The following is a 26,088-nucleotide window of genomic DNA, read 5'->3' as shown; positions in this document are numbered from 1 at the left end:
GCACAGTATGCACATTGCGGCAGTGTCCGCACTCCAATACGCGCGAGGGCTGGCGGCTGAATGATGCTCGGCGCCCTAGAAGATCAGCACTTCGTTGATAGGCCTTAGTCGCCCGACGATCGCAGGCTGTCGAGCGCTGCACCTTGGGTGAAACATGGCCCAATTATCCAGCAGGGCTACTGACTGAGATGCGCCGCCTCGTATGCCGGGACCGAAATGCGAGAGCACCAAAAATGATTAACTGAACGGCGTCTGCGACATAAGCTGATCGCACGCGCGCGAGCACACCGGATCCATAGCCTTGTAGCGGACGAATTCATCCCGAATTTGTTCTGCCGATTTGTATACGAAAATAGTCTCGGGGGTCGGCTGGCTGACCGACCGAATCTTTGCAACGACTAGATGCGGTCCGGGCCGGACCAACACATGATTGAGGGTGACGCGGAGCTCACACTCGCTGACGCACTCGCTGGCAGTTTTGTAGCCACAGGTCGCACCGATATCCCTCAGTGAGACAGTAGATGCAGCTGTGGCTTGGGCACCCGTGCTCTCGTAGACTCCGTTATCCAGGATGACATGCAGGAGACCCGGTCCACCTTCCGCCGCCGCGGTCGCCAAGAGACCGAGATGCATGAGAACAGCCCCATCGCCGTCGAGAACGATGCTCGTCGAATCTCCTTGTGCAAACCCCAGCGCGATGGCGGCGGCATGCCCCATTGATCCTAGCATATAGAAATTTCGCCCGCGATCCCTGATCCGGCGAAGTTCGCGGGCGATGAATCCAGTCGTAGCAATGATGGGCACGTGATCTTGTACTTGTTCACGCAGGACGTCGAGCGCGCGCGACCGAGTCAAAGAGCGATCTCGCACCCCGAGCCGTCGCGGCCTATCCGAGCCCGTTATGGCTCCACGCGCGACACTGAGCACTATTGGGCGGCCGTCTGATCGAGCGGCAAGCAAATCATCTGCGAGAACACTGAAATCCACAGTCTCGGCTGTAATCTTAATATGCGGAAGCTTAAGATGATCGATGATGACATCTACGAGCTCAGCCATAGCACGGTGCTGCAACTCGTCGGTACGTGCGTCGTGGCGGCTAACAATGATTAAGGGAGCCAGCCCATATGTTAAGGCAAGTGAAGTTAAGGGATTAACGAGATTCCCGAAGCCGGAATCCTGAATAATTGCGGCTGCTTTTCGACCGGCCAGTTCGTGCCCGCATGCGATCCCTAGCGCGGGCCCCTCGTTTGGCGCTGCCACGTAGGCCAATCGCGGATGCTGCTGTAAGGCTTTAATTGCGTGCCTCAGCAGGGAACACGGAACACCGGCGACTGCCACGATCCCAACTCGAAACAGCATCGATGCAAATTCACTTGCCGGGATTCCCACTACGGATTTACTCCTGAGGATCGCACCGGCGTGTTGGCTCGTACGGCACGCCACTTCCCGGCGCCGAATTGCGACTGAAACACAGGTCCAAGATGCTCGTCAGCAGCTGCGCCGAGTTGCAAGGTACCGGACATACTGTCGCCAGCGACCGCTCCTTCAAACCGGTAGTATGTCGCCATAGGCGTTGTCGAATGACGAGAGATCGCGTTAACTCGATTTTTCTCTACGGTTCCGATTATGTCGCCAAGCGACCCGAGCGCCGAATGACTCCCTCGGATTTCACCGCCTTGTTGCGTGAGGCAAAGGCAATGTTCGGCATTACCGTGGAGAAAGTCTATGAGGACCCGCCATTCGCCGGTCGTGTCGATGGATGGAGCAGCGGCGGACGATGAGCGCGTGGCGCGTGTTCGTGCTCGTCCAAGCACAGCCGAGAGAACCTCCCCAACCAGTGACGCTTCGTGTTTGGACAAATTGAATGGATCTATTGTGATGGAATTCTGAGTTGCCCAAAAATCATGAATCATTATTCGCGGCTTGTGATGAAGCAACCCTTGGCGAATGTCCTCGCTGTTTATAGGATACGCATCGGCCTTCCATGAGATCCGCAACCGAGGGACGACTGTTTCCGCGGTCCCGGGCGATATATCTGACGCGACTCCAGGCAAATCTCGAAGGTGCCATGCAATCGCATGCAAACGGTTTGACCATTGATTCTGATCGTAGGTGTTGTCACGGCTGAGCCACCGATCAAGAGCCGAAACTGCGCCAATTATTTCTTCTTTCCCAACCTTCATCGGGCGTCCCCAAGCCTGATGGGGCGCCGCATGGAGCCATGCCGAATGTGTAAGCGCCTTGTTGCCGAGAAGGAAACCTGTCGATTGAGGGCCGCGGACGTATTTGCCGCCAGCATACACGACGAGATCAGCTCCTCGCGACAGCCATGGGTCAGGCGAGGCCGGAGCCTGGGCTGCTGCGTCCACGAGCACCGGAACAGCTGACTGGCGACATAGGGTCGCGAACTGCTCGAAAGAACCGAGTTCGCCCAAATCCTTGCGCCCCAAGGTGCATGCCATTGCAGCCCCAGCGTCAAGGGTCCTCATCAGCTCATCAAGCGTCGAGACGGTAACGATCCGAGTCCCTGTCATGCGGATAGCGTGGTCATAGGCGAAGCGATGGCCGACAGGCATGATGACACAGGGCTGGGGCCCGAGGTGCCAGGGCAACGCAAGCATCAGCTGTGGATTATTCCCCGTTATACAGGCGGCGGTTGCGAGAGCCAGGCCGGCCGCGCTGCCCGAGGTCACTATACCCCACTCGGCCCCGGTAAGTTCTGCAAGACGCTGCCCCACGCCTGCCATCAGTTCGTCCATGTCGACAAACGCTTCGCTTGCAGCCCCCATCGCAAGCACTACGTCTGGCCCCGGATTGCTCCCGCCATAATTAGTGCGCACGCCGGCGCAATTGATGATCGGCTCGACCCCGAGCTCCCGATAAATCCAACCTGGCTGCCGAGCAAGCTGGCGATTCGTGCGCGGTCTATCCGTTGGAGTAAGAGACGTCATCAAGTCTCCCCCCATCTGACAAGCGCCACCGACGCGGCAATACTGAAAAGCGCAATGAACGCGTACATGACTTTGTTCGGGGCCGGCACGCGGATCGGCGCTACGTGTAGTGCTGAAAGGAGAAGAAGGCTCACGTTGAGGATAATTGCAAAAGCTCCCACTTCGAGCCATGGCCGAACCAGAAACAGCACTGCAAGCAATGGAACGTCATAAGACAACGGAACGCCCATAAAGCACTCGTCCTTGGAAAGGCCAAAGTTGTTGAAATAGCTAAGCCGAACCGTGCCCGAGATTAGTACTCCCACGGCGGCGAATAAGGACAGGTAGGATGCGCTCGCCTTAAGCACAATTACCGCCGGAAACGCGGCGCCATAGAGTAGGTCTGCAAAGCCGTCAAGGCTTTTGCCCATCTTGGCGAAATCGCCTGATCGATTAGGCGTATGCTTCGCGACGACGCCGTCGAGTTGATCCGCCAGCATCGCCCAGAGTACGATCGCGACAGCGAGCTCCGGCCTCCCTAACACGGCAAAGTGAAGGCCAATGGTGGAAAGCAGAATCCCGACCGTAGTGATCGCGTTTGCTGGATCAATAAGGTAACGAACCATCTCCTCCTCCATCCTCTAAGAGCTGATGGCATGGCGTAGAATGGATCGAATTCGCCAGCTGGAAGACATGTGCGGCCGCACCAAGACCGGTTGGGGCGCGGCCATCCTCGCCGGCGGCTTCGGCTCCCAAAGGCCGCTGAACTCTTCATGCGCCTTGAGGGGATGAGGCCCTTTGCGAGCGCCAAGCGTGGAGGTCATCGTAAAGTGCACCACCAAACTCTCTGCTGTTGGGAAGCTTGCGGACCTTTGTCAAACTCAAAGTTGACGCGATCTGACAATTCCGTAAACTACTAACTCTAGTTGTTGCCTGGAGCTTGATTGCAATTGCTCTGACGGTTCGAGGCTTCCAGGGCGTCCCCCGCGCGTGTCAATTTAGAGACCACCCCTTAGTTGCTGAAGCGATCGGGAAACAAACCGCGGGCGACAAAGTCATCTACTGGTGAACGGCCGCTCGGTTGTTCACGCTGCAATAGGCCTGGCGGCAGCTGTGCGCCGTCGCCCTTGCGCCCAACGGCGATTGCGATCTCGACCGCAAACCCCTCGGGCACCTTGAGCTCAGTGTGCGCCTTCACCACGTCAAATCCACTCATGCCGTGTGCGGCCCAACCAGCGGCCGTGGCTTGGTTGGCAAAATTGGCCCATGCGGCGCCACTGTCGAAGGAATGCGTGCGCGAGAATTGCGGCCTGGTCTTCCCAGGCGCGGTAAATTCCTTTCTCGACAGCAGATAAATCAGCGCCGCCGCCTGTCGCGCCCAACACTGATTGAACTCAATAAGAGGGCTAAGAAACCGTTCGAACTCTGAGTGGCCGCGCAAGGCATACAGAAATCGCCATGGCTGAGAATTAAAAGCGGACGGCGCCCACCGTGCGGCTTCGAAGAAGGTGTTCAGAACTCCTTCTGGAATCTGATCCTCGGCAAACCCGCGCGGCGACCAGCGGCTGACGAATATCAGATCCGCTGGGTAATCTGGCGCACGGCCATTGGAAAGCTTTTGAACAGTCAATGTTGTCTCCTTTTTGGTTCTCGGCCTCCGCGAACCTGTGGCGTCAATCGAAATAGTCAGGCTGCCCGAACCGTCAATATCAGGGACTAGGGGCCACGACGATTTCCCGGCCGGCGCTAGACGCTATGCAAATTGTTTGCCATTCAAAGTCGATTTCATCTGCATAATCCGTAGCAAAACAAGCAAACGCGACACGATTCTTTAAAAAGGCAGTTCGACACACTGACATCCGCGATTCCAAAGATCCGCTTTATCGAGTGCCCATGCGCTCGCATGACCACCAGTCCCGGCGGCAGGCATTTTTCTCGCGGGCACGTCGCGATATGCCGTAGCGGGCCGGACAATTGTTGCGTTGCTGATTACTATGGCAAAGATCGACGAACGCGATCCGCGGGCCCATTTGGCCGATGTGCTGGAGCAATCCTTTCTGGTCAAACCCAAGAGCAACCAGTTGCACAACCTTTTCCCCTGGAAGCGTAAGGCGGCCCCGCGAGCTCAGCGTACGGATCGCTCATGAGCCGGAGCCGCCGTCCATCATCACTGAAGCATTGACGACGGCAGCCGCCATCCCGCTCGGGGGATTGATCCTTGGCTGCGGGAGCATCGCGTCGGCTAGGAGACTTCCCATGCACAAGCTAGATCAACACGATCGCGGCTGGTCCGGTCGATGATTCCGCCTAACTGGACATGTCCGCTACTCGCTGCCGACGTAACCGCATTTTGACCATCGGGCGCGCCGCAGTTCGCTGTTGTTTCGGCCGTCGGCCACCCCGATATCAGTAGCGTTCCTTCCAAGCCAAATCGACCCATGCCCGTCCATGCCCGCGAGCCGAAAGGCGAGTTTGATCGGCGGCCTTGGTGCCATGAATTTTATGCCGCCATGCGGCCGCGACTATCGGTCCGGACAGGCCGCTCCACATCAGCGACATACGTTACGGCTTGGTCTTGCCCATCTCGCTGCACCACCTCGACAATCGAGAGCGTCCACTGCTTGGTACCAAAGAGGGGCCGCAAGACCTAGGAATTCCCGCGCAACGCCTAGGCCGACATTCCGATCCGCTATGGCCGCGCGCGCTGATCACTGAAGAAATGGGAGCTCACAGGGGTTACAGAACAAAGGATACTGCGACCCGGAAGTTTTGCCCTTTGAAGGCGCTTCCGAAACACGGGCTAGGTGGATAGCTTTGTCACGGAAGTGGGCCATCACATGCAAACCGCGTACTTCGGAGGAATCGATATCATTATGCGAGCATTACCTGCCATCAGAGGCCCCTCCTCACTCCAGCGCTTCTTCCGCGCAGTTCCTGGATGAACCACTTCCCCGGGGACTGCCTGAAACGTGAAACTTCGGCTGCCCCTCCAGCAGAGCCGGGGACTCCGTTGCGAGGCCAGATCAATGGGGTTGAGTGCATGCTTGGGACGAAACAACGGACGACTGGCGATCCGTGCTTGCGAACTGATTGAGTGGCCGCTTGAGACCGAGATTCTCTCTCAGTGTCTGTCCGGAGTATGCGGATCTGAATTTGCCTCGCCGGCGCAATTCAGGAACAACGAGCTCAACAAAATCGTCGAGTCCGCCGGGAACCGTCGCCGGTATTACGTTGAACCCGTCAGCCGCATGTTCATCAAATGTCGTCACCATGGTGTCGGAAATTTCGTCCGGTGTTCCGACAACCATCAGATGGCCCCAGCTATCTGATATTGAACGGACCAGTTGTCTCCACGTGAATTTCTGGCGTACGGCCAGGTCGAGAAGCACCTTCTGACGACTTTGGGTAAAATTGGTCTGCGGTAAAGTCTCTGGGACCAATGAGTCGAGATCCATTGAACGCAGGTCGGTGACAAATCCTAGCAAACGATCGGCCACTCCAATTTGGACGTCGATGTGCGTATATGACTGTAGTTTTTCAAGCTTCTCAGCTGCTTCTTGCTTGGTCCTTCCAACGATCGGGACGATTCCAGGCATGATTAGCACCTGATCATCCTCCCGCCCAAATGCGCGCGCTTTCTCTTTGAGAGCCGCATAGTATCGTTTACCATCTTCTAAGACTGGCTGAGCGGTAAATACAACTTCTGCAACCTCCGCAGCGAACCGTATCCCGGCATCGGATGCCCCAGCCTGAATCAACGCGGGATATCCTTGTGGCGACCTCGCGATGTTCAATGGGCCTCTTACTGACAAATAGTCCCCTCGGTAGTTAAGCAAGTGTAGCTTCGTGGTGTCAGCGTAAATACCACTTTGCTTGTCGCGGACGAAAGCATCATCTTCCCACGTATCCCAGAGTCCCTTGGCAATTTCTACGAACTCTCTCGCTCGAGCATAGCGCGTGTCATGATCTGGAAGTTCCTCATCGCCGAAATTTGGGGCTTCGAATTTCTGCTCCGAGGTGACAATGTTCCAGGCTGCTCGTCCTCGTGACAGATGGTCAAGGGAAGCGAACATGCGTGCAAGGTGATAGGGTTGGTGGTACGTCGTCGTCGCTGTTGCGACGAGGCCGATTCGTTGTGTTTTCGCCGAGAGCGTTGATAACTGCGTGATTGGCTCGAAACCGTCGTTCCGGCTTAGACGAGCTATGGTCGTGTGATCTTGATCTGCGACGCTTGGACTGTCGGCGCGAAACACGAAGTGAAATGCTGCCCCTTCGGCAAGGGCTGCCATTTGAGCATAAAAGTCGATATCAACTCCGCAATGCGCGGGCACGCTCGGATCGCGCCATGCACCTGCGTGATATCCCGCCTGAACGAGGTACAGTCCAAGCTTCATTTCATCATTGCGCTGCATGCCCTATCTCTCTTTAAATTGCACTACGCTCGCCAACTCGTCGCTTGATGCCGCAGCTGCCCGCTTGTTTGGCGCTTGGCGAGGTCCAATGTTCATCAGCTGATAGGTGACCCCCTGCTGCTCTTCAAAGCAATTGCTAGTATTGGTGGTTGACTGGGGACGTAGATTGCTACATCGCCATCGCGGCCAAAACAGTGATAGGCAGAAGGTCACGGCTTTGGTGGAGGAGATTCTTAGATTTAAAGCAGGCTCACTTTTGAGCATTGGGGAGATGGGTCCGCCAAAATTTGGAGACGTGACGTCGCGGTTCGTGCCTCATGTTGAGGATCTCACAAACGCGATCGGAACCGGAGCAAGCAACTCTCTATTCGTCTCGTTTATTGCGAAGCTGGCGAACTAGAATGCTTCACACCAGCCTCACGCCATGATCCGCCCTTGAGGGACTGCGCTCACCGGCTGAACACTGGAAACAACGAACCCGGTGCAACGTCGTGTTCGCAACAGATTAGCCACCGCTAGACAAGCTGGTTTACTTTCGACAGACAGCACGTGACGCGCGTTCAGTGTGAGCCCATTTCTTCCTCGGAAGCGTCGGGCAATTGGCCTGGCGCCTTCACAGGAATGGAGTGGTCGATGGGCGCGCCTGTGTTGAGGCCCACTCCAGATTTTTTTCACTCAAATAAGTTCGAGGTTCGCTGAGAAAGATAACACTGACATTTCCGATCTCCGTGGTTTGCACACCAAATACTCGGTCTTTGCCTTGTAAATTATTGTTGCCAGGCCCAAGAACCTACGCGGACCAAGGCAGCGAATAGGTTTTGATGTTAGTGAAGCTTTTCATCGATTCCCAAAGGCCCTCTTTATAGCCAAGGCCGGAGTCCTTTATGCCGCCGAACGGCGACATTTCAATCCGATAGCCGGGCACCTCCCAGACGTTCACGGTACCCACGTCGAGCTCGTTCACAAACCGCGTAATGTAGTCCAGCCGGTTCGTGCAGACACCTGAGGACAGACCGAATGCGGTCGAATTGGAGATGCTGATCACGCTTTCGATGTCATTTGGGACCCTGATGATCGGAACCACCGGTCCGAACGTTTCTTGCATCACCAACTCGCTTGTGTGGGGAACACGATCCACGACCGTCGGCGGATAAAGCGCACCCTTGCGGTCATTGCCGTGAAGCAGTTGAGCGCCATCATGAACGGCCGTATTGACGCGGCGTTCGAACTCCTTTGCTGCCACTTCAGTAATGACAGTGCCCACATCGACCGAGGGGTCCATGGGATCCCCGCATTTCAGAGAGCGGGCTTTCTTAAGGACCAGTGCAGAGAAATCATCTGCCACTGCCTCCACGCACAGGATGCGCTTGACCGCCGTGCAGCGCTGGCCGGAATTCTTGGTGGCCCCGATGACGGCCAGCTCTGCGGCTTTTTCCAAATCGGCATCTTCCATGATAATCAAGGGATCATTACCGCCGAGCTCAAGCACAATCCGCCTGTATCCTGCCGTAGCGGCGATGTGCTTTCCGACGCGGACCGATCCGGTAAAGGTCACTAGGTCAGCATCCGGGTCAGTGATCATCGCCTCGCCCATCGAATGGGGATTGCCCGTCACTACCGATAACATTTCCGGCGGCAAGCCGGCCTCGTAGAGCACATCAGCCAACGCGAGCGCTGTCAGCGGCGTTAGCTCGGTCGGCTTCAGTACGATACGGTTATTGGTAGCGATCGCTGGTGCGATCTTATGGCTCACCGTATTGAGCGGGTGGTTGAACGGCGTGATCGCCGAAATCGCACCAAGCAGCGGCGCTCGCGTCGAAAAGATCTTGCGCGCCTTGCCCTGCGGGCTGATGTCACAGGAGAAAGTTTCTCCATCGTCACGGATGGCAAGCTGCCCTGCAAAGGAAAACACGTCATAGGCGCGACCTACCTCGTACTGTGAGTCTTTGCAGCAAAGCCCGGATTCGGCGGTAATCAACCCCGCAAAGTCGCTCTTGCGGCTCGCTAGGATATCAGCCGTTTTCAGCAGTATCTGCTGACGTTCGTAACGCGTGAGTTTTGACTTGAATGTCTTGGCTTTCGCGAAAGCGTCGCGCACATGCTCCGGACGAGCAGCGGGCACCGAGCCGATAGGCTTCCCTGTGTACGGATTGAATACCTCGACCCGTTCTTCAACATCGATCTGAGCTCCTGCGATGCGCATTTGTTCGTGCCTGAAGGCTGGCGCCTGGACCTTCATGATTACCCCCTTGCTCTCACTGAATGCGATTTAGTGCGACATCGAACGCGTCGAAGTTTCGCAACGGATAGTCCGGCGGAAGCGCGATCTTTCGGTTCGAGATCAGCGGGACGCGCTGCTCTGTCAATCCGCCATGGGAGCGCAGTGGCTCGTGCAGGCTTGAAAGATCGTGGCGGCCGCGGCTGCTACCCAGTACCTTGTGCTTCGACGAGAGTACTACAATATCGCCGATCCGATCGGGCGGAAGCTCGAATTGTGCGCAGGCCTCCTCGCGCATCAAAGCCAGGTCGACGCCGTGAACAAGCCGCAGCCTTTGCAGCAATTCTTCAGCCGGCCATTCGCCGATGTAAACAGTCGCAAACGAGCCGAGCGAGCCGTGATGGGCGACGTAAGGATCGGTGATTGGGAGAATCACGCGCGCCTTCCCCTTACCAATCCATTCGTCCATCAGATCCTGAAGGTAAATGACGTCAGGTGCGCCATTGGCCAGGTGCTTGTCGTTCATCCCATGATCGGCGGTTGCCACGATGTTGCAGCCGAGCGCATCCAGCCACGCTAGATAGCCGTCGATCATCCCGTAGAAACGGTTTGCGATCTCCGCGCCGGGTGGCACCTTGTGCTGGATGTAATCCGTTGTCGAAAGATACATCAGGTCGGGCCGATGCACTTCTAAGAGCTTCACGCCGGCAGCGAATGCGAATCTCGACAGATCTGCGGAGTAGACCTCCGGCAATGCTTGCCCGACGAATTCGAGCACCTGGCCGATCCCATTTTCCTTGATGCTCGCCTGGTCGGCTTTTTCCGAGGAGAAAGCGATGGCGCGGCCAGTGGAGTAGTCCAGCCCGTCCGACAAAAGTGCGCGCAGTTTGTCTTTGGCGGTGATAGTTACGACCTTGTAACCCGCGTTATGCACGGCGGCCAGAATCGTCGGCGCGCGGAGAAAACGCGGGTCGTTCATCATCACTTCGGCGTCTCTGGCGGTGTCATAGAAATAATTGCCTGCGATCCCGTGAACTGCCGGAGGTCTCCCGGTGATGATCGAGAGATTGTTCGGATTCGTGAAGCTTGGAATGACGCAGTTTGCGTGGACATGAGTTCCGTCCTTCATGAATCGAGCGAACGTCGGCGCCATTCCGGCCTCGATCGCCTTCTCGATGTAACCTGGCTCTGAACCATCCAGACAAATCACGACGGTAGGCCGCTCCGGCGCCATATAGATGCGACCATTAACGGAGATGGTGCTTCCGTGGGATTTCATCATCGCTCTCCTCTCGCGCTCAATGCGGCGCGACGTGTTCCTTGCCGTGATCGGATGCGCCGGCGAGCCGCAGCCATATTTGATTGCCCCGTGTCGCGACAGGGGTTCGGAGACGACCAGCGCCGCATCATCGTCGCCGAAAACTGCATCAGAGTTGTAGAAGGCCCCCAACGGGCATGTCGGGAGCCTTCCCGGAGGTCAAACGTTTCTTTCTCCTTCTGTTGATTTCATAGAGGCTCACCAGTTGCGCTGAACGCGGAGCAACATGGTCAAGCTATTCTGATCTTTCAGCTCGTGAACCACGCCGGGCTTGGCTACGCCTGACTGAACCGGGAGCGTCACCGTGCTCCCGCTCGCATACTTCTGGTCGAGCATCGAGTAAGTGAGGTCGGCCGAGAAGCTCAGATTTTTGACAGGAGTCCAGATAGTCATTGAACCGATAGCTCCATAATTGAAGTCAGGATTGCAACCGGCTACGCCACTCGACAACGCAAGGTTCGCAGCGAACGCGCCGCAAATGTAGCCCTTGGCTGTGTTGTCATACCGTACAGCTGCCCACCCGCCATAGATGCTAGTGGCCCAGTTTGGATTCCAATTGTGGGTATAGCCACCTTGGAAGCCAAAGGTTCGGGTAAGCTCCTGGCCAGAGCCGGTCACGAAAACCGAGTCAGAAACACCCCCAAGGCCGACGCTCTGGTAAGCGCCCGCTAGTCCCGTACCGCCATACATTGCGAACGTCGTGGTGTTCATCTGGTCGTGGAAATTGTAGCGACTCGCACCATTGGTGTAGACCGCCGACATGTTGATTGTATCGCCCGATCCGCTCGGGATGTTCTTGATCGATAAGGCTAGCTGAGCAGCCCAACCCCACCTGTCACCCGCATAGCCGCTCGCCTCGGTCGCACCGTAGTAGGCGGAGTGATTGTTATGTGCGGCGAACGAACCTTGGAAAAGACCCCAAGCCTGATCAATGCGAACTGCTGCTATTAGGTCCGGTGCGCGCGAACCACCAATGTCGCTGGCCCCATACGCACCGGTTGCGAGACCAGCCAGCGTCGCGCCGCTCACGTTCCAGATATTTGTCGACTCTGCAACCGGATCCTGGGCCGAGAATGAAGCCGTAACCCCTTGACCGAAGTCAGCGGTGTAGGAGAACTGGTTCACACCAGCGGTCCAGCTTCCGGCGCCCGGCAATCCGTCGAAATTGTTGGCCGGATAGTTGGCCCAAGGTGCAGAGAACTGTGAGACCGCCCTACCCATCGTAAAGCCAGCGAATTGGATGAAGGCGGCAAAGACCCCGAGCGAACCACCACCGACCTGAGAACCAATCGATGTCGTATAGGCAGTCGATCCGTTCACGGCAGTTGTGCCTGCCCCCGTGTAGGTGCCCGAGATCCAGGTGAATACACCATTGAAGTAGGTGCGAACGACGCCGTACTCGGTCGCCGTGCGCGTATCGATGTTTAGAGTTTCCCGAGATTTGGCGTAGTAGTAGTTGCTGAGACGGTTATGTGCGCCGGCCAGACCAGTGTTGCCGGCGTCATATACGGAGTTTGAAGCGAAAGCGGCTTCGGCGCGTAGATAACCGCCCAGCTTGATGCAAGTATCGGTACGTGGAATGTAGTAAAACCCAGCACCATAGAGCGTGCACACTTTCACGTACTCGACTGCCTTCGCCTTCACGGGCAGGTCTGCCGCCTGCGCGGAGCTTAGCGCAATGAGACCAGCGGTCGAGCTGAGCAACAGGCTTTTCGCCATCTTCATAAAAGTCCCCCAATTTCATTCGCCTCAAGATGGCCGCTCGACTGTTGCGGAGGAAGCCAGCCACCTGCCCTATATCATTCTCGCACTACAGGGCTCTTCTCGAACGCCAACTGACAAGATCCGGCAGCTAACGTCGCGGTGCGGATCATTCCGCCTCTCGCATGATTACGATGCCAAATTGCGCGCGCGATCGGTAGGCGAACTGTGTATGGATCAGACGAAAGCGCGTAAGCTCTCGGCGGGCGTGCTTTGGTGGCCTCAGAAATGTTTGTTTCCGACCGAGGCCAGCTATGGACGAGCGTCTGCAACGGCACTGCGCCGCTGAAAGAATGTTGAACCGAATTGTGCTGAAGGTAGTCGCAGACGTATTGACGCGCTGTTGCAGACCACGCGCACTGGCTCCGTTGCCTGTAATCGGTAGGTCAGAACGTTGTCTCAGCTAGGCCGCGGGATATTCCGACGGTATCGCAGATTCAGAAAGCGTATACGCGCCAGAAATGAGCCTGTAACAGTTGCACGTCTTTTGCTCGAGGCGCTTGCGTTCATCGATTTGCAAGACGCCTCTCGTTTTCCGAATCAGGCCTTCTTCTGCGAGTTTGATTAGCGTCTCCGTGATCCCCGCTCGGGGCATTCCCAAGACGGACGAAAGGTACTCATGGGTAACCGGAAGCACGTGAGAGTCTGCAGCATCACTCGCTAAGCACAGCCAGCTTGCAAGTCTGCGTTCGCGATGGTGCCAAACGCCACAGAAACCTGTCTGAATACAATGCGAGGTTAGCGCTCGAACATACCGAGATAGATGTTCGCGGATTTCAGATTGCTCGCTCATGAGCTGCCGCAAATCCTCAACACGGATCCTAAGAGCGCTTCCGGGAAATAACACGACAGACTGATGCGTAAAAAGGTGCCCCCCCAGCAACAGCGAGGCACCGACGGCGCCGCGATATCCTATCAACGCTGTCTCGAAGATCCTTCCCGCCTCGACAATTCTCAATGAGGCCAGGCCTGTTTCGATAAAATAGACGTAATCAGGATATCGGTACGGCTGATGCAGAACCATACGTTCTCTTAAAACGATAGGCTCAAGGAGCCTGCCTATTGCCGCTTGATCTTGAAGGGAGAGCTTTGCGAGAATCGCATTCTTGACAAACCGCCGCGAATGGGGACGCAACCTCGCCTCTCTGGCGCCTGATCTCAGTCCGTCGGGCCATACCATCCTGCAACCAAGACGGCCGTTGGTATTCCCAAGAAGTGTATTTGCGTGGTCCTCGGTCACTGGCTCAGCACACCTTGGATAATGGCGGCTGCACCTTCAACGTCGTCAACTGAGATGCCCCAATGCGTGACGAGCCGCAAGCGGCCGCGACGATAGTTGGACACTAGTAGGCCCTTCAATCGCAGCGAGGTCATAACGTCAGCGGCTTCGGCATCCGATCGTAGCTGGAGCATGACGATATTGGTTTGCGGCGGACACACTGACACGCCATCCGGCAGACCACTCTCTAGGATCTTGGCCAGTTGTCGAGCACGTTGGTGCGCCCGTTCAACGCGTTCGGTCCACTCGTCCAGCGCAGTGGCAGCTGCGGCCGCGAGAACACTGACCGGGCGCCACAGGCCACCAAACATTTTTTGAACGCGTAAGGCTTGGGCAATGAAGTCGTGGTTGCCGAGGAGCATCGCGCCCTGTGGAGCTCCTAGCCCCTTGTTCAAACAAAGCGTTAGACTGGAAACACCAGCGGTCATTTGCTCAGGGGGCGCTTGGGAGGCGAAAATCGCATCGAACAGGCGGGCCCCGTCGAGGTGGATCGGTAGTCCGTGCGCTTGGCAGATCGCAGCGATTTTCTCCTGCCAGCCAGCGGGCATGACCGTCCCCCCGGCGCGATTGTGGGTATTTTCGAGCCACACGAGGCGGAGCGCGCGTTCCGGTGCCGAGCCTGGAAGCGCCTTGATCGCGGCTGGGATCGCGTCCGGGTGCAGATGACCCAGTTCTCCAGTAATTGTCCGTATGACAGCACCTCCGAGCCCCGCAACCGAAGCCGCCTCACTGCTCGCAACATGGCTTTCGGGATCTGCTAGCAGTGCCTCGCCGGGTTGGCACCAGAGCCGGACCGCGATTTGATTGGCGAGCGTTCCAGTCGGCAGGAATAGTCCGTCTTCGAAACCGAACATCTCTGTTAAGCGCTTGACCAACTTTTGCTGCTGAACATCTTCGCTGCGTAAGAAGGCAAGCGGCGCGCGAGCAGCCGCGGCCATCGCAGCTATGATTCTCTCAGAGGACGGCGCAAGGACGTCGCTGCGCATGTCAATGGTCGCCGAGCGCTCATGTGTCGATTCGGGACCGCCTATACCGACGAAGCGATGCAGAATTGTTCGGTCATCAATGATGCATTCAACGATACCGGCGGTTGTTCCCTTCGGAACGAATGGTGGCGTCGACTCGTTGAGCGCCAGACGTGATGCGGTCGGAATAAAGACACACTGGATACCGTCGCGATTCACGACACGGTATTCATGGCGATGACCACTAACGACGAGACGCACTGCGTGCTGGCGTAGAAGATCCCATAGTCTGGTCCGGACGTTCTGAGGTAGGGTGGCAGTACCAGCCTGCGGCTCGTCAGAAGCGGTGAGGAAAATCGGCTTGTGGACGAAGACCGCAATTTCCTGTGACCCGGCTCCCGCGAGTGCTTGTTGAAGGAAGGTCCATTCAGCCTCTTCCTGCGGAAGGCCCGAACCGAACAACATACTGTTGGTGCCGATCAGCCGCCACTTCTCGATATCGAGACTCCAATGTGATGCGTCGTATGTTTCGACGAAAGCATCGACAAGCGCTTGGGTGATGGTCATAGTCGCCGGTGGACCATCGCCTACATCATGATTGCCGGGAATGGCCAGCCATTTTGATCCTAGGGCATCGAGGTGTTTGCGCGCGTACGCATGATCCTCGCGACAGTCTGGGCGGTCCAAGACTATGTCGCCTGTATGGATGACGAGGTCTGGCTGCGCGTCTTGAATGCAGGACGCAAGATCCTTCCAACCGGTGTTGGTGCAGCCGTGGTCGGCGGAAAAATGTGTATCGCTGATCAGGATAAGTTTAAACATCAGTCCTTTTCCAGTCCGGCACGAACGCAGGCTGGGCCTTTGGCAAGTGCGGAGATTTTGGTAAAAAGCGAGATCGTGCAGCAGGAATCACACGCCACAGTCCGAACTCGGATGCAGACGTTCAGGCCGTATGACTTCCAACCCCGGTATTTTTCCTGGGCTCACGCAGGACCCCAGCTCGGGATGGCAGCAACGGTAATCATCGGATCCGAACCGCTCTTTCCGAGCAGGCCACCACGGTTCGAATAGCTACTGGCGATCTGGATTGTCGGGGGTTTTGGCATCTCACGATTTCCTCGATTGGAGCGGGCAAGCTTTTCAGGCCGTCGAGCGCGCGGACCAGGTCAGGCGACTGACAAAGGCAGCAGCAGCGGACGACGGCTCGAACAGCGCGTGCGGTGTTTCTACGGCAACGATCCTTCCGTCGCGCATAAGAACGACTTCGTCGGCTACTTCGCGAATAAATGCCATTTCGTGGCTCACAACCAACATCGTGGTGCCGACGGAGGCCAGATCACGAATGACTGCGAGCACCTCGCCAGTTAGTTCCGGATCGAGCGCTGAGGTCACCTCATCTAGGAGAAGCAATTCCGGCTCAAGCGCCAAGGCACGGGCAATCGCGATGCGTTGCAGCTGCCCACCGGACAGTTGGTGCGGATAGCGATGCTGAAAACCGGGTAGCCCGACTCGCGCCAGCCAGTGATCGGCCAATTCCGATGCTTTGGTACGCGAAAGCTTTTTTACGTGACGCAGGCCGAGAGTAATGTTGTCTTCAACACTGAGGTGCGGAAAGAGCGTGTAGCTTTGAAACACCATGCCGATACGCGACCGCTCGCCTGCCAGCAAACGGTCCGGCAGACGTCGTCGCGCGGAGCCTTCGCCGGCATAGCTTAGTTGCTTGCCAGCAAGGCGAATCTCGCCGGCCTGGTAGTCTTCAAGCGCATTGATACAGCGGAGCAGGGTCGACTTACCGGCGCCGGACGGGCCGATCAGCGCGGTGACAGTACCACGGCGCACACTGAGGCTGACATCGGTTAAGATCGACTGAGTGCCGATGAGCTTGCTTAAGCCTTCGATGAAAAGTATCGGGCTTTGATTAGAAGCTAATATGCGCAAATCTTTGCTCCAACCGGCTGCCGAGAACCGCGGTGACAAGACACAACACGACGTAAGTAAGCCAGAGGAGCAGATAGGTTTCCGGAATGTACAAGGTGCGGATGGCAACCTGCTGGCCAGCGAGAAAGAGATCGCTTACCCCAAGAACGGAGATCAGCGTCGTCGACTTGATGATCTCTATTGCGATATTTGTGGCTGACGGAATGGCGCGCCGGAGTGCTAGCGGCAAGACGATGAGTACGATGCGAGCGGGAAATGTCAGTCCGATCGCCTTGGCGGCTTCGAATTGCGAATGGGGGATTGCCTGAATGGCGCCGCGGAAGATCTCAGCGAACTGCGCGCCAGCGAATAGCGCCATAACCGCGACTGTCAGAGCAAAAGCCGGCAGCGCCGGCCAAAGGGCGCCGACGCCGAAGTAGGCGAATAGGATGATGACAAGCAAGGGCAAGCCACGCAGCAGATAAATGTAGAGGCTAATGGCCGTGCGTAGAACTTGCGAACCGAACACCGCCGTGACGGCGGCCAAGGCGCCGATTGCAATGCCAAGCCCCACAGAGAGGCAAGCGGCGAGGCACGTCTCTCCAAGCCCGTTGAGGAGCGCGAAGCGGCTGTTCCATAATGCAAGGAGCGCAGAATGATCGGACATCAGGCACTCCGTCCGGGCAGGCGCCGCTCAATGATTTGCAGGGTCAACGCGATCAGCGCAGAGGCGACGAGATAGATCAAGGAAACAGCTGACCAAGCCTCGAAAACCCTGAAATAATTGGTGCTAATCTCCTTTGCGACATACGTGAGCTCTGCGACCGCAATGACGGAAGCAATTGAAGTATCTTTGAAAGTCGCAACAATACTATTGGTTAAGGCGGGAAGGGCGTGACGCACCACAAGTGGTAGAACTACATAAAACTGGCGTTGCAAGCCGGTTAACCCGATACTCTTGGCCGCATCCATCTGATGCCGCGGCAGTGACTCGAGGCCGGCGCGAAAGTTCTCCGCTAAATAGCCTCCAGCGGTAATCGACAAAGCCGCGACGAAAGCGGAGTAAGGGCTGAATAAGCGGATACCCCATTGCGGGAGGACCAGATAAAACGTGAAGACCAAGAGTAGCAACGGGGTTGACCGGATGATCCGTCCCACTATCGAGGCGGCAACGCGGATGCGAGTCGACGATGCCACATTGAGATAGGCGAGACAGAGGCCGAATGCTAAGCCGATGACAATCGAAGCCGCAGCGAGCATCAGCGAAAGGCAAAGTGCGTCGGACAACGCCGCTCGATATTGCCAGATGATTTGCCAATTCCAATTGTAACGCATCATCGCCGCAGTCACGCTTCAAGAGATCAGCTCGTGTGGATATCCGATCTTCGGAGTGGGCACTGTCACGCCCAACCATTTCTTCAGCATGCCCGCATAGCGCGTATAGTCGACGCCGATCATGGCTTCACGCAGCGCCGTATTGACAAAGTTGAGAAATCGGAACTGGCCAGGGGCAATGCCGCAGGCAAGCGAACCCGCTTTATGGGTGAAACCGCTGTCGATATAGCGGTCTGGCATCTTCGCCAGCATATAATCGATCTGGCTGTGATCGATATACTGCGCATCCGCCTGCGCGGCATTGAGCGACTGGAGAGCCGCGTCCGGCGTCGGATACTGAACAACCTTTGCATCAGGCAGGATCTCGTGGACCCAGTCGGCGATGAAAACGTTTTGCAACGCGCTGATGGTCGCGCGGGCGCCAGCGCCCTTCAGCTCGTCGAACGACTTGTAGGGGCCGCTCTTGCGCATCAGCAAACCCTGGCCAGTCCGATAGTAGGTGATAGAGAACTCGATCTGCTGTGCGCGCGGCGCGGTCACAGTCAGATTTTGGATGGTGATATCGACGCGGTTCGATAAGAGATTCGGGATGCGCGAGTCCGATGTCTGCACAACGAATTCGACTTTTCTTTCATCGTTAAACAGGCCCTTGGCGAGAAGCCGTGCCAGATCAATCTCCAGCCCGTCGAAATCTCCGTTTTCATTGGTGAAATAGAAGGGCGGGAGATCGCTGCCGGTACCTACGATGAGGTGGCCCCGGGCCAGCACCTGCTGCAGCTTATCGCCGCTACTCCCCTGCGCTCGCGCCGGTGTGGGGGAAATGAGTGTGCTCGTGCCCGCGAGCGTTGCCGCACCGCCCAGCACGCCCATTCCAAACAAGTTGCGACGACTAAAGTTGAAGCTCATGGCCAGCGCCCTCATAAAAAGGTTTGCGAATTGGTTCGAACCATTGAACTAGTCCTGTGACGGTGCTATGACAGCTCGCGTGCGGGGAAAGTAATTTTTCTGGGAAGGCTCAATGAGTAACGGCGAGGTGGACAACAGCACTGCGCTCGGCTGGCGCGAAATTGCATCGCGGCTTCGAACAGCTATTGAAAACAATGACTTCGGAGTCGGAGGCCAAATTCCGACCGAGGTCGAACTGATGCAGAAGCTAGGTGCGACACGTTACTCGGTGCGGCGGGCGCTGGGTGCGCTACAGCAGAGCGGCTTGATCCGCATCGAGCAGGGCCGCGGCACATTTGTGCATGACGCCTATTTGGTTTCCTACCAGATCGCTCGCCGCGCGCGCTTCACTGATGTGCTCGTAGCCAACAACATTACGCCGGGCCAGGAGATCCTAACAATCGAGATCGTCGAAGCGGATGATGAGATACGAGATTTTCTCAAATTGCGGCGCGGTAGCTTCGCGATGTTCATGGAGCTGTTGGGATATGCAAATGGACAAATCGTCAAGCACGACCGAAACTACTTTCCTCTTCCACGTTTTGAGGGATTCGAGAAGGCTTTGAGAGCCAGCCCATCAGTGACGGAGGCGCTCGCGACGGTAGGAGTCTCCGACTATCACCGAGTGAGTACCTCGATCATCGGCCGACTACCGACAGCTGCAGAGGCTCGGTTGCTGCGACAATTGCCGAGCCAGCCCATTTTTGAATGTCAGCGCCTGGACGCCGACGAGAGCAATGATCCAATCATCTACGGGACTACGGTATTCAGCTGCGAGCGAGTGCGCTTGACCGTCTAAAATCGCTCCATCAGAACAGCCGGAGGCAGAAATCCGCGCCTGCTTCACATTTGCTGCAAATTGAAAAGTGTCAAAAATAGCTTCCTCGCACCATAGAGTTTCTGTTTCCGGACATTCATGATTGCCTGACCGTCAAGCTGGACGCAATGTGGCGGTTGAAGCGCAGGCACGTCTTCATCGGCGCACATTCGCCGCTGGGTGCACCGTGACACACACGCAATCTCAGCGCGGCCGCGCGTAGGCTCGTCCGCGGCTCTTTCGAGCGCTAGGAAACATGGAACGATGGCCAACAACCCGATGAGGCGAACGAGAAACTGAAGTCGAACTCGGGATCAACGATATTTCTCTTCATCCAGTCAACCGCCCGGAAATTTGTCGGAGCTATCACGATTAGCCTTTACCTCGCGCCGAGCGCCCCTTAAGTTTTCAATTTTTCACGTATTGGTTGAACCTGAAAGCGAGTCGACGTGCAAGAGCACCTACGATCCATTTTGCACCTTCAAGATGAACTTCTTAGTTCGAACAAGATGTATATCGTCGACGAGGTCATTGCAGAAATAGCGCGTGCAATACCGCAAGATGGAAAAGTATTGTTCTATATGCGGCAGCGGCGCCACTTCTCCGACCCGCATGCCGCGGAATCCCCCTACTTGCTTTTTCCTTATCTTGCGTTCGAAATTCTACATGGGAGTATTCGGAGGTTCGGACACAGGAATGACCTGCAAAAAAGAGAATCAGAGATAACAGGCGAATATTCGGAGGATTCTCTCTCCGAGAGCGCGGTGGTGCGCTGGGTTCCGCATGCTGAAATCAGTCGGTTTCTGGTAGAACAGATCCGCCGTACCTTCTTGGTGTTTTACCACGTGAGCGGCTCTCGCGAGCACTTCATCGAAAGTGTTTCAAGAAGGTTTGTTCGCGAATTCGTGAGCAGCAAAACGGGGCGCGACATAATTGACTACGATCATCATTTCGCTGAAATTCGACGGCGCCTGGGCATAGATATCCTGCTTGGACTTCAAAGAAATCCGTTTCTGAAACTGGATGAAGTCCAAAAGATAGACGATATCATCGATATCGATCGCGGCTCATCGGGCGTTTTGAAAAAAAATCGCCAAGAACAAGGATTTCCTGAAAGACCTGTTTGGGTCAATCGCGAGGAAAACCGTCAACTACGGATACATAGATAAACCAAAGATATATTATTGTATCAATACATTGACGGAGGAGCATTTTTTCCTGGACCGGGGAGGTCAAGACACTGCGTTTCAAGTTGCGAGGCAAGCTGTCCTGATTTTCATTAAGGGAGGCGACCGGCTCAGTCTCGACGCGGTCCATAACGCAACGAAGCTCAGCCGCGCTCGCCTCGGCGCGCTGTGCCGAACAATAGGGACTGATCTGAGGAGTACCGCGGCGCCGACTCGCGGGTTGCGCATGTGCGGGTGCCGCCAAATGCCAGCCAAAGCCATCCATCTTGTAAGTTTCCGATTTTCTTGATGCATCGCCGGCCCTATGTCGCACCCTGCGCCATCCTTTCATCAAACAAACGGGCCGGACAGTAATGGAAGATACTATTTTCCTGTAGGCGGCAGTGGCGTTGTGTCAGTCCGCGTGGGCAATATCGGATACTCGATCTTGGGCAGCTGCCCGGTCAGCGAGTTCAGAAACGCGACGATATCGTTCTTTTCCTTATCGTCGAGTTTAACGCCAAGCTGGACTTCAGCCATCACGCCAATAGCTTGCTTAAGGCTCCAGACCTGACCCGAATGGAAGTATGGCGGTCGCAGCGCGACGTTGCGCAACGGCGCTGCGCGAAAAACGTACTCATCGCTGGCCAGCTTGGTAACCGCGGATCGGCCCTTGTCGGCGGCCGGAAGCAGGCTGGCGGCTGGCCTTTCGACCGCGCCAAACGGAAAATAGTCCTGGCCACCGACGTTGATTCCATTGTGGCAAGACGAGCATCCTGTTTCCATGAATAGCTTCAATCCAGCTTTCTGCTGATCATCGAGAGCATTCGAATTGCCTTCAAGGTACCGATCCAAAGGGGCCGCGGGCGTAATGAGAGTCGCTTCGAAGGCCTCGATCGCCCTTCCGAAATTGTCAAAGGTGACTGGCGATCCCTCATTTGGAAACGCCTTTTTGAACATGACGACGTAGTCGCTCATCGAGTTTAGCGTGCTGATCACATGATCTGGGCTCGCGTTCATTTCGACACTAGCCTGCACGGGGCCCTTTGCTTGCGCTTTGAGGTCCGCGGCACGTCCATCCCAGAACTGCGCCACATTGAATACTGCGTTATAGACGGTTGGGGCCCGACGTGGCCCTCGTTGCCAGCCGTGCCCCACCGAAGTCGGTCCGGCATCCACTCCGCCTGTACCTAGATTGTGACAGCTATTGCAGCTAATAATCTCGCTACCGGACACGCGCGGATCGAAGAATAGCATCTTACCGAGTTCGACCTTCTCGCGGGTGACCGGGTTGTCCTTCACCGCAGGCACGACCGGGGGGATCGGTTTAAATGTCCGCCTCGCAGCCCTCATCAGATCATCATCTGCGCCAGCTTGCGATGAGACCAGGATCGCAACGACAGCAACACATAACGCGCGTACAAGGCGGAGTTTTCGGATCGCGGACTTTCTCCTGATAAGCATCATCGACACCAGTTCCGGAACATTGGAAGCCACGATGGCACATTCGGCGCCCGCCCGGGCCAGCGTGCTGCAACACCACTCGATATTCATGCTTCAGTTCCACAGCAAGTATTCAAGAGAGCAAAACGCCTCAGTCATGTTTCACGCATAGTCTTAAGAGACGCATGCCGCATTTCGAACCATGCGCTGGCACCAAATGCGACCGACCTGCACCCGCTTGCGTGACCGCGCCCGCACCTTGATGCTGCATTTGGTCGGATTTGGTCGCGCGAGAGTGGCCTCAAGTGATGGCAGCGGCCGAGTCCGTGAGTTCCCTACATAGGCGAAGTCGACGATCATTGCGTTCTTCAATGCCGATCGTGGGATCAGGTCAGCGCCTTTCGCGCGGACGCCTCCGTGGGAAGTCCGGCTACGATAAAACTGATAGTGGTTCCCCTTCCTTTTGGCCTATTGGTTATAGATGACCGGACGCACGCAGGATTGCGCGAAGTCGGCAAGCTGCTTGATAGCTGGGCACGCGGTCCTCCATAACGTTCGGAAGACCTGGGATGAGCACAGCAAGTCCCGTACCAGTTGCGACGCTCGGGCAATCCGCGTGGAGAAGACGCGCTTGAAAACATCGACGATCGATTGCGTCGCGTCACGCAATCAAAGCAATTGCGGCCCACGTCGGAAATAGGACGTTTCCGTTTCGATCAGCCCAGACAGTGGCTGATATCGAACGCGCTCGGCTTGTGACGCGTTTGTTGACTGCATCCGTGCCGAGAGCGAGGCACGCAAGCAAGGCGAACGATCGCGACGTTCACGGAGGAAGGAGAAACGTCGACCCAACTCGCCTGGATCAGGCTTTGCCGCGTCACGATCCAATCGAGATATCCAGATTTGCCGCAGGTCGGGCAACGCGAGAAGCCGCGGGGCTGATAAGATTTGCCGGCTGGCAAACGCGTGCGCTCTTCGACTTTCCGCCGACACGACCAAATGTTTTGCGATCGGAGTATCCGCAACTCAAGCGCTAATTACAAGGAGGTCGAACACGCCGTGCCCTGGTCAACTACCAACGCTGGTCCTTGATCAGGATGACAGACGTGTGTCAGCTATAGATTGAGCTGCGGGATCGCCCAAACGACTTGGTCATCCAGAACTGGACCAAGCACGCAGTGTACGCTCGACAGGGGCGAATGAATCAAGGAATCGGCATGCAATATCAACCAAAATCGGCTGTCGAAAATCGCCAAGAGCGAAGCGCAGGCCCCTCACTCTCACAAGAGCTTCGCGCTGAGATCTGTTCCGAGAGCGACCTCTTCTTCCTGATGGAGGCTCACGATGCGCTTTCGGGCGCGATTGCCAAGCGCGCAGGCTTCAAAGGCCTCTGGGCGTCGGGCCTATCCATTGCAAGCTCTCTTGGCTATCGCGATGCCAACGAGGCCTCGTGGAGCCAGTTCGTCGATGTGGTCGAGCGCATAGTGGACGCGACCGAATTGCCAGTCCTCGTAGACGGCGATGGCGGATTCGGGAATTTCAACAATGCGCGCCTTGTGGCACGCAAACTTCGACAGCGTGGCGCTGCCGGGATTGCGCTGGAGGACAGCTGTTTTCCGAAGATCAACTCGTTTGTTGGAGATCGGCATCCGCTAGCCGATATCGGCGAGTTCTCCGGTCGACTGCGCGCCGTAAAGGATACAGTGGCGGACGACTTGGTCCTGGTGGCGCGGACCGAAGCGCTGATAGCCGGCCATGGATTGGACGAAGCAATTTCACGTGCTGGAGCTTACGCTGCGGCCGGTGCTGATGCGATCCTCATTCACTCACGCAAGAGCACCGCGGAGGAGATCATCTCGTTTGCAACTGCCTGGCGAAACCGCCTGCCTGTGGTGATCGTCCCGACGAAATACTATCGAACACCTGTCTCTGAATACCGTGATGCCGGCATCTCCACAGTGATTTGGGCCAACCATTCCGTGCGGGCTGCAATATTGGCTATGCGACACGTCTGCGGTCGCATCATTGCGGAAGAAAGCATTGCCGGCGTTGAGCCGAATATCGCAGCTCTCGACGAGATTTTTGAATTGTTGAGGTACGACGAACTTGCCCATGCGGAAGCGCGATATCTCAACTTCACCTGACCTACCCCACTCCCCCTACTGGCAGTACCCGCCTTGACTAAGTCCCGCCAGGCAAGACTCCCTTCCCATCGTCACACGCTTCACGGGAATGTCCATCCACGCTTGAGGTTGCCTTCCTGACACCGGATATTTCACACAATAGCGCGAGGGCTCTCATTGATCACTTTCTCTGCGTTGCCGCTGCTTTTGGTTTCTCCGCACGGATATTCAGGTCGCGATCAGCCCCTAACGCCTTAAATGACGGTTCCCTCCCAATGAAAGGTCATTCGATGGCTAGCAATGCTACCAAGAAGGCCGTCATTCTAGCGGCCGGCTTGGGCTCGCGCCTGCGTCCGCTGACAGATCTGCGTCCCAAGCCCCTGGTCGAGATCAACGGCACTCCGATCCTTCACAACGCTCTCCACAATCTGCAAGCGGTCGGTGTCGAGGAGGTGACGATCGTCGTCGGTTATCGGAAGGACGCTATTCAATATGCCTGCGGCAGCTGCTTTGGGAAACTCAAAATCAAATACGTGGAGTCGTCTGTCTTCGCCCACACCGGCAGCGCATATTCCTTATGGTTGGCACGCGACGCACTTCTTTCGGACGACTGCTTTCTTCTCGAGGGTGATGTCTTTTTCGAGAAGGACGCGTTGCGTTACCTTCTGCTCGGGCCGGCGGCCGATATGGCTGCGGTAGCCCCCTTCGACGAGCTGATGGAAGGGTCAGCAGTCCTGTTGTCGGATAGCGGCTTCATCTCAGCTTTCCGCATGAAGCAGACCGCCGCCAACATTGCAGCGGATGGTCCAAGTCTATTCAAGACGATGAACCTGCTGCGGTTCTCGGCGTCGACCCTCCGGGAAACAATCGTCCCGGCGCTCGACGATATCATCGCTTCGGGAGCTAGGCAGGCATACATCGAGGAGCTTCTTGCCGACTTGGTGGAAAGGCGGGGTCTAAAGCTCGCAGTGGCACGTTGTGACGATCTCAAGTGGTACGAAGTCGACAGCATCGACGATCTGCGCGCGGCGGAGCGCATTTTCGCCTGAACGAACGCGTTCGGTCGTGTCGAATGAACTTCAGGCTAAGTGGCAGGTCGAGGTGGCCAGCGACGATGGTGAAGCGCCCTCGGCGCGGTCCGCAGACGTCAAGGCGGGCGCGCGATACGATCACAATTACCTTGCTCTGCCGGCGGTCATGACGGGGGAAAATGCCTTTTGGTGGCGCCCCGAAATTGTTGTCAGCGATCTCGTACGTGGCGGCGTCCTGCACCTGGTACCGGGGTCACGTGCTGCAAGCGGCATGCAATATCGGGCCTATGCGGTCGACCGCAGTGACAAGACTGAAATCGCACGTGCTTTTTTGCCGCTGGCTGTCCGCCTCTGCAAAAAGGCAGCTCTCCTGGAAGCCGCTTGACCTCCCAAAAGCTATCGCTGGGACCACTAAGGTGAAAGTAGCA

Annotated in this window: 20 protein-coding genes; 5 read left to right on the top strand and 15 right to left on the bottom strand. The window is 56.5% G+C overall.

Annotated features, from left to right (window positions below):
• Positions 1-237: 237 nt before the first annotated feature.
• The 14 genes from JJC00_RS08695 to JJC00_RS08630 all read right to left on the bottom strand — a co-directional run bounded on the left by JJC00_RS08695 (position 238) and on the right by JJC00_RS08630 (position 19,041).
• A complete protein-coding gene (locus JJC00_RS08695; protein ID WP_200472192.1) occupies positions 238-1,338 on the bottom strand; it encodes a thiamine pyrophosphate-dependent enzyme in 1,101 nt (366 codons plus the stop codon).
• Positions 1,339-1,388: 50 nt separating this feature from the next.
• On the bottom strand, positions 1,389-2,951 hold the full coding sequence (locus tag JJC00_RS08690; RefSeq protein ID WP_200472191.1) for a hypothetical protein: 1,563 nt from the start codon (positions 2,949-2,951) through the stop codon (positions 1,389-1,391).
• Positions 2,951-3,556, bottom strand: a complete 606-nt coding sequence (locus JJC00_RS08685; protein WP_200472190.1) for a CDP-alcohol phosphatidyltransferase family protein — start codon at positions 3,554-3,556, stop codon at positions 2,951-2,953. Before JJC00_RS08685 ends, JJC00_RS08690 begins: the two co-directional genes overlap by 1 nt.
• A gap of 386 nt (positions 3,557-3,942) precedes the next feature.
• Positions 3,943-4,560 carry a nitroreductase family protein gene (locus JJC00_RS08680; protein WP_200472189.1) on the bottom strand — a complete coding sequence of 206 codons (618 nt, stop codon included), beginning with the start codon at positions 4,558-4,560 and terminating at the stop codon, positions 3,943-3,945.
• Positions 4,561-5,953: 1,393 nt separating this feature from the next.
• Positions 5,954-7,342 carry an LLM class flavin-dependent oxidoreductase gene (locus JJC00_RS08675; protein WP_200472188.1) on the bottom strand — a complete coding sequence of 463 codons (1,389 nt, stop codon included), beginning with the start codon at positions 7,340-7,342 and terminating at the stop codon, positions 5,954-5,956.
• Between the two features lie 790 nt (positions 7,343-8,132).
• Positions 8,133-9,581 (bottom strand): phosphonoacetaldehyde dehydrogenase, encoded by a 1,449-nt coding sequence (phnY, locus tag JJC00_RS08670; RefSeq protein WP_200472187.1) that lies wholly within the window; start codon positions 9,579-9,581, stop codon positions 8,133-8,135.
• Positions 9,582-9,597: 16 nt separating this feature from the next.
• Positions 9,598-10,842 (bottom strand): phosphonoacetate hydrolase, encoded by a 1,245-nt coding sequence (gene phnA, locus JJC00_RS08665; RefSeq protein WP_433996520.1) that lies wholly within the window; start codon positions 10,840-10,842, stop codon positions 9,598-9,600.
• Positions 10,843-11,076: 234 nt separating this feature from the next.
• The gene (locus JJC00_RS08660) at positions 11,077-12,603 is read right to left on the bottom strand and encodes a porin (RefSeq protein ID WP_200472186.1); all 1,527 of its coding nucleotides are present in this window, start codon (positions 12,601-12,603) and stop codon (positions 11,077-11,079) included.
• A gap of 439 nt (positions 12,604-13,042) precedes the next feature.
• The gene (locus JJC00_RS37990) at positions 13,043-13,432 is read right to left on the bottom strand and encodes a Crp/Fnr family transcriptional regulator (RefSeq protein ID WP_246774263.1); all 390 of its coding nucleotides are present in this window, start codon (positions 13,430-13,432) and stop codon (positions 13,043-13,045) included.
• A gap of 443 nt (positions 13,433-13,875) precedes the next feature.
• Complete coding sequence (locus JJC00_RS08650; RefSeq protein WP_200472185.1) at positions 13,876-15,705, bottom strand: GntG family PLP-dependent aldolase; 1,830 nt, start codon at positions 15,703-15,705, stop codon at positions 13,876-13,878.
• A 318-nt stretch (positions 15,706-16,023) separates the two neighbouring features.
• Entirely contained in the window at positions 16,024-16,821 is a 798-nt protein-coding gene (locus tag JJC00_RS08645; RefSeq protein ID WP_200472184.1) for an amino acid ABC transporter ATP-binding protein, read from the bottom strand.
• The gene (locus JJC00_RS08640; protein ID WP_200472183.1) at positions 16,802-17,467 is read right to left on the bottom strand and encodes an amino acid ABC transporter permease; all 666 of its coding nucleotides are present in this window, start codon (positions 17,465-17,467) and stop codon (positions 16,802-16,804) included. The genes JJC00_RS08645 and JJC00_RS08640 overlap by 20 nt, the downstream gene beginning before the upstream one ends.
• Entirely contained in the window at positions 17,467-18,150 is a 684-nt protein-coding gene (locus JJC00_RS08635) for an amino acid ABC transporter permease (RefSeq protein ID WP_200472182.1), read from the bottom strand. The genes JJC00_RS08640 and JJC00_RS08635 overlap by 1 nt, the downstream gene beginning before the upstream one ends.
• Positions 18,151-18,153: 3 nt before the next feature.
• Complete coding sequence (locus tag JJC00_RS08630; RefSeq protein ID WP_200472181.1) at positions 18,154-19,041, bottom strand: transporter substrate-binding domain-containing protein; 888 nt, start codon at positions 19,039-19,041, stop codon at positions 18,154-18,156.
• A gap of 112 nt (positions 19,042-19,153) precedes the next feature.
• Here JJC00_RS08630 and JJC00_RS08625 point away from each other — a divergent pair, with 112 nt between their 5' ends.
• Together JJC00_RS08625 and JJC00_RS08620 are read left to right on the top strand one after the other, a co-directional pair.
• Entirely contained in the window at positions 19,154-19,879 is a 726-nt protein-coding gene (locus JJC00_RS08625; protein ID WP_200472180.1) for a GntR family transcriptional regulator, read from the top strand.
• A gap of 527 nt (positions 19,880-20,406) precedes the next feature.
• Positions 20,407-21,066, top strand: coding sequence for a hypothetical protein (locus JJC00_RS08620; protein ID WP_200472179.1), 660 nt, complete (start codon positions 20,407-20,409; stop codon positions 21,064-21,066).
• 381 nt (positions 21,067-21,447) lie between these two features.
• Here JJC00_RS08620 and JJC00_RS08615 read toward each other — a convergent pair whose 3' ends face one another.
• On the bottom strand, positions 21,448-22,527 hold the full coding sequence (locus tag JJC00_RS08615; RefSeq protein WP_200474045.1) for a cytochrome-c peroxidase: 1,080 nt from the start codon (positions 22,525-22,527) through the stop codon (positions 21,448-21,450).
• Between the two features lie 1,310 nt (positions 22,528-23,837).
• Here JJC00_RS08615 and aepX point away from each other — a divergent pair.
• The 3 genes from aepX (at position 23,838) to JJC00_RS08600 (ending at position 26,045) form a co-directional block, all read left to right on the top strand.
• Positions 23,838-24,650, top strand: a complete 813-nt coding sequence (gene aepX / locus JJC00_RS08610; protein ID WP_246774262.1) for a phosphoenolpyruvate mutase — start codon at positions 23,838-23,840, stop codon at positions 24,648-24,650.
• Positions 24,651-24,919: 269 nt separating this feature from the next.
• A complete protein-coding gene (locus JJC00_RS08605) occupies positions 24,920-25,678 on the top strand; it encodes a phosphocholine cytidylyltransferase family protein (RefSeq protein ID WP_200472177.1) in 759 nt (252 codons plus the stop codon).
• Between the two features lie 16 nt (positions 25,679-25,694).
• A complete protein-coding gene (locus tag JJC00_RS08600; protein WP_200472176.1) occupies positions 25,695-26,045 on the top strand; it encodes a hypothetical protein in 351 nt (116 codons plus the stop codon).
• The last annotated feature ends 43 nt before the right edge of the window (positions 26,046-26,088 follow it).

The organism is Bradyrhizobium diazoefficiens (assembly GCF_016616885.1).
Lineage (GTDB): Bacteria > Pseudomonadota > Alphaproteobacteria > Rhizobiales > Xanthobacteraceae > Bradyrhizobium > Bradyrhizobium diazoefficiens_F.
The sequence above is the reverse complement of the archived record's forward strand: the minus strand, read 5'-3'. Positions and strand labels throughout refer to the sequence as shown.

Bases quoted from the DNA above. Each gene is read 5' to 3' on its own strand.
- JJC00_RS08620 (WP_200472179.1), top strand. From the start codon at position 20,407: ATGTATATCGTCGACGAGGTCATTGCAGAAATAGCGCGTGCAATACCG.
- JJC00_RS08650 (WP_200472185.1), bottom strand. From the start codon at position 15,705: ATGTTTAAACTTATCCTGATCAGCGATACACATTTTTCCGCCGACCAC.
- phnA (WP_433996520.1), bottom strand. From the start codon at position 10,842: ATGATGAAATCCCACGGAAGCACCATCTCCGTTAATGGTCGCATCTAT.
- JJC00_RS08690 (WP_200472191.1), bottom strand. From the start codon at position 2,951: ATGACGTCTCTTACTCCAACGGATAGACCGCGCACGAATCGCCAGCTT.
- JJC00_RS08660 (WP_200472186.1), bottom strand. From the start codon at position 12,603: ATGAAGATGGCGAAAAGCCTGTTGCTCAGCTCGACCGCTGGTCTCATT.
- JJC00_RS08605 (WP_200472177.1), top strand. From the start codon at position 24,920: ATGGCTAGCAATGCTACCAAGAAGGCCGTCATTCTAGCGGCCGGCTTG.
- JJC00_RS08630 (WP_200472181.1), bottom strand. From the start codon at position 19,041: ATGAGCTTCAACTTTAGTCGTCGCAACTTGTTTGGAATGGGCGTGCTG.
- aepX (WP_246774262.1), top strand. From the start codon at position 23,838: ATGGAGGCTCACGATGCGCTTTCGGGCGCGATTGCCAAGCGCGCAGGC.
- phnY (WP_200472187.1), bottom strand. From the start codon at position 9,581: ATGAAGGTCCAGGCGCCAGCCTTCAGGCACGAACAAATGCGCATCGCA.
- JJC00_RS08625 (WP_200472180.1), top strand. From the start codon at position 19,154: ATGAGTAACGGCGAGGTGGACAACAGCACTGCGCTCGGCTGGCGCGAA.
- JJC00_RS08675 (WP_200472188.1), bottom strand. From the start codon at position 7,342: ATGCAGCGCAATGATGAAATGAAGCTTGGACTGTACCTCGTTCAGGCG.
- JJC00_RS08615 (WP_200474045.1), bottom strand. From the start codon at position 22,527: ATGCTTATCAGGAGAAAGTCCGCGATCCGAAAACTCCGCCTTGTACGC.
- JJC00_RS08685 (WP_200472190.1), bottom strand. From the start codon at position 3,556: ATGGTTCGTTACCTTATTGATCCAGCAAACGCGATCACTACGGTCGGG.
- JJC00_RS37990 (WP_246774263.1), bottom strand. From the start codon at position 13,432: ATGAGCGAGCAATCTGAAATCCGCGAACATCTATCTCGGTATGTTCGA.
- JJC00_RS08640 (WP_200472183.1), bottom strand. From the start codon at position 17,467: ATGTCCGATCATTCTGCGCTCCTTGCATTATGGAACAGCCGCTTCGCG.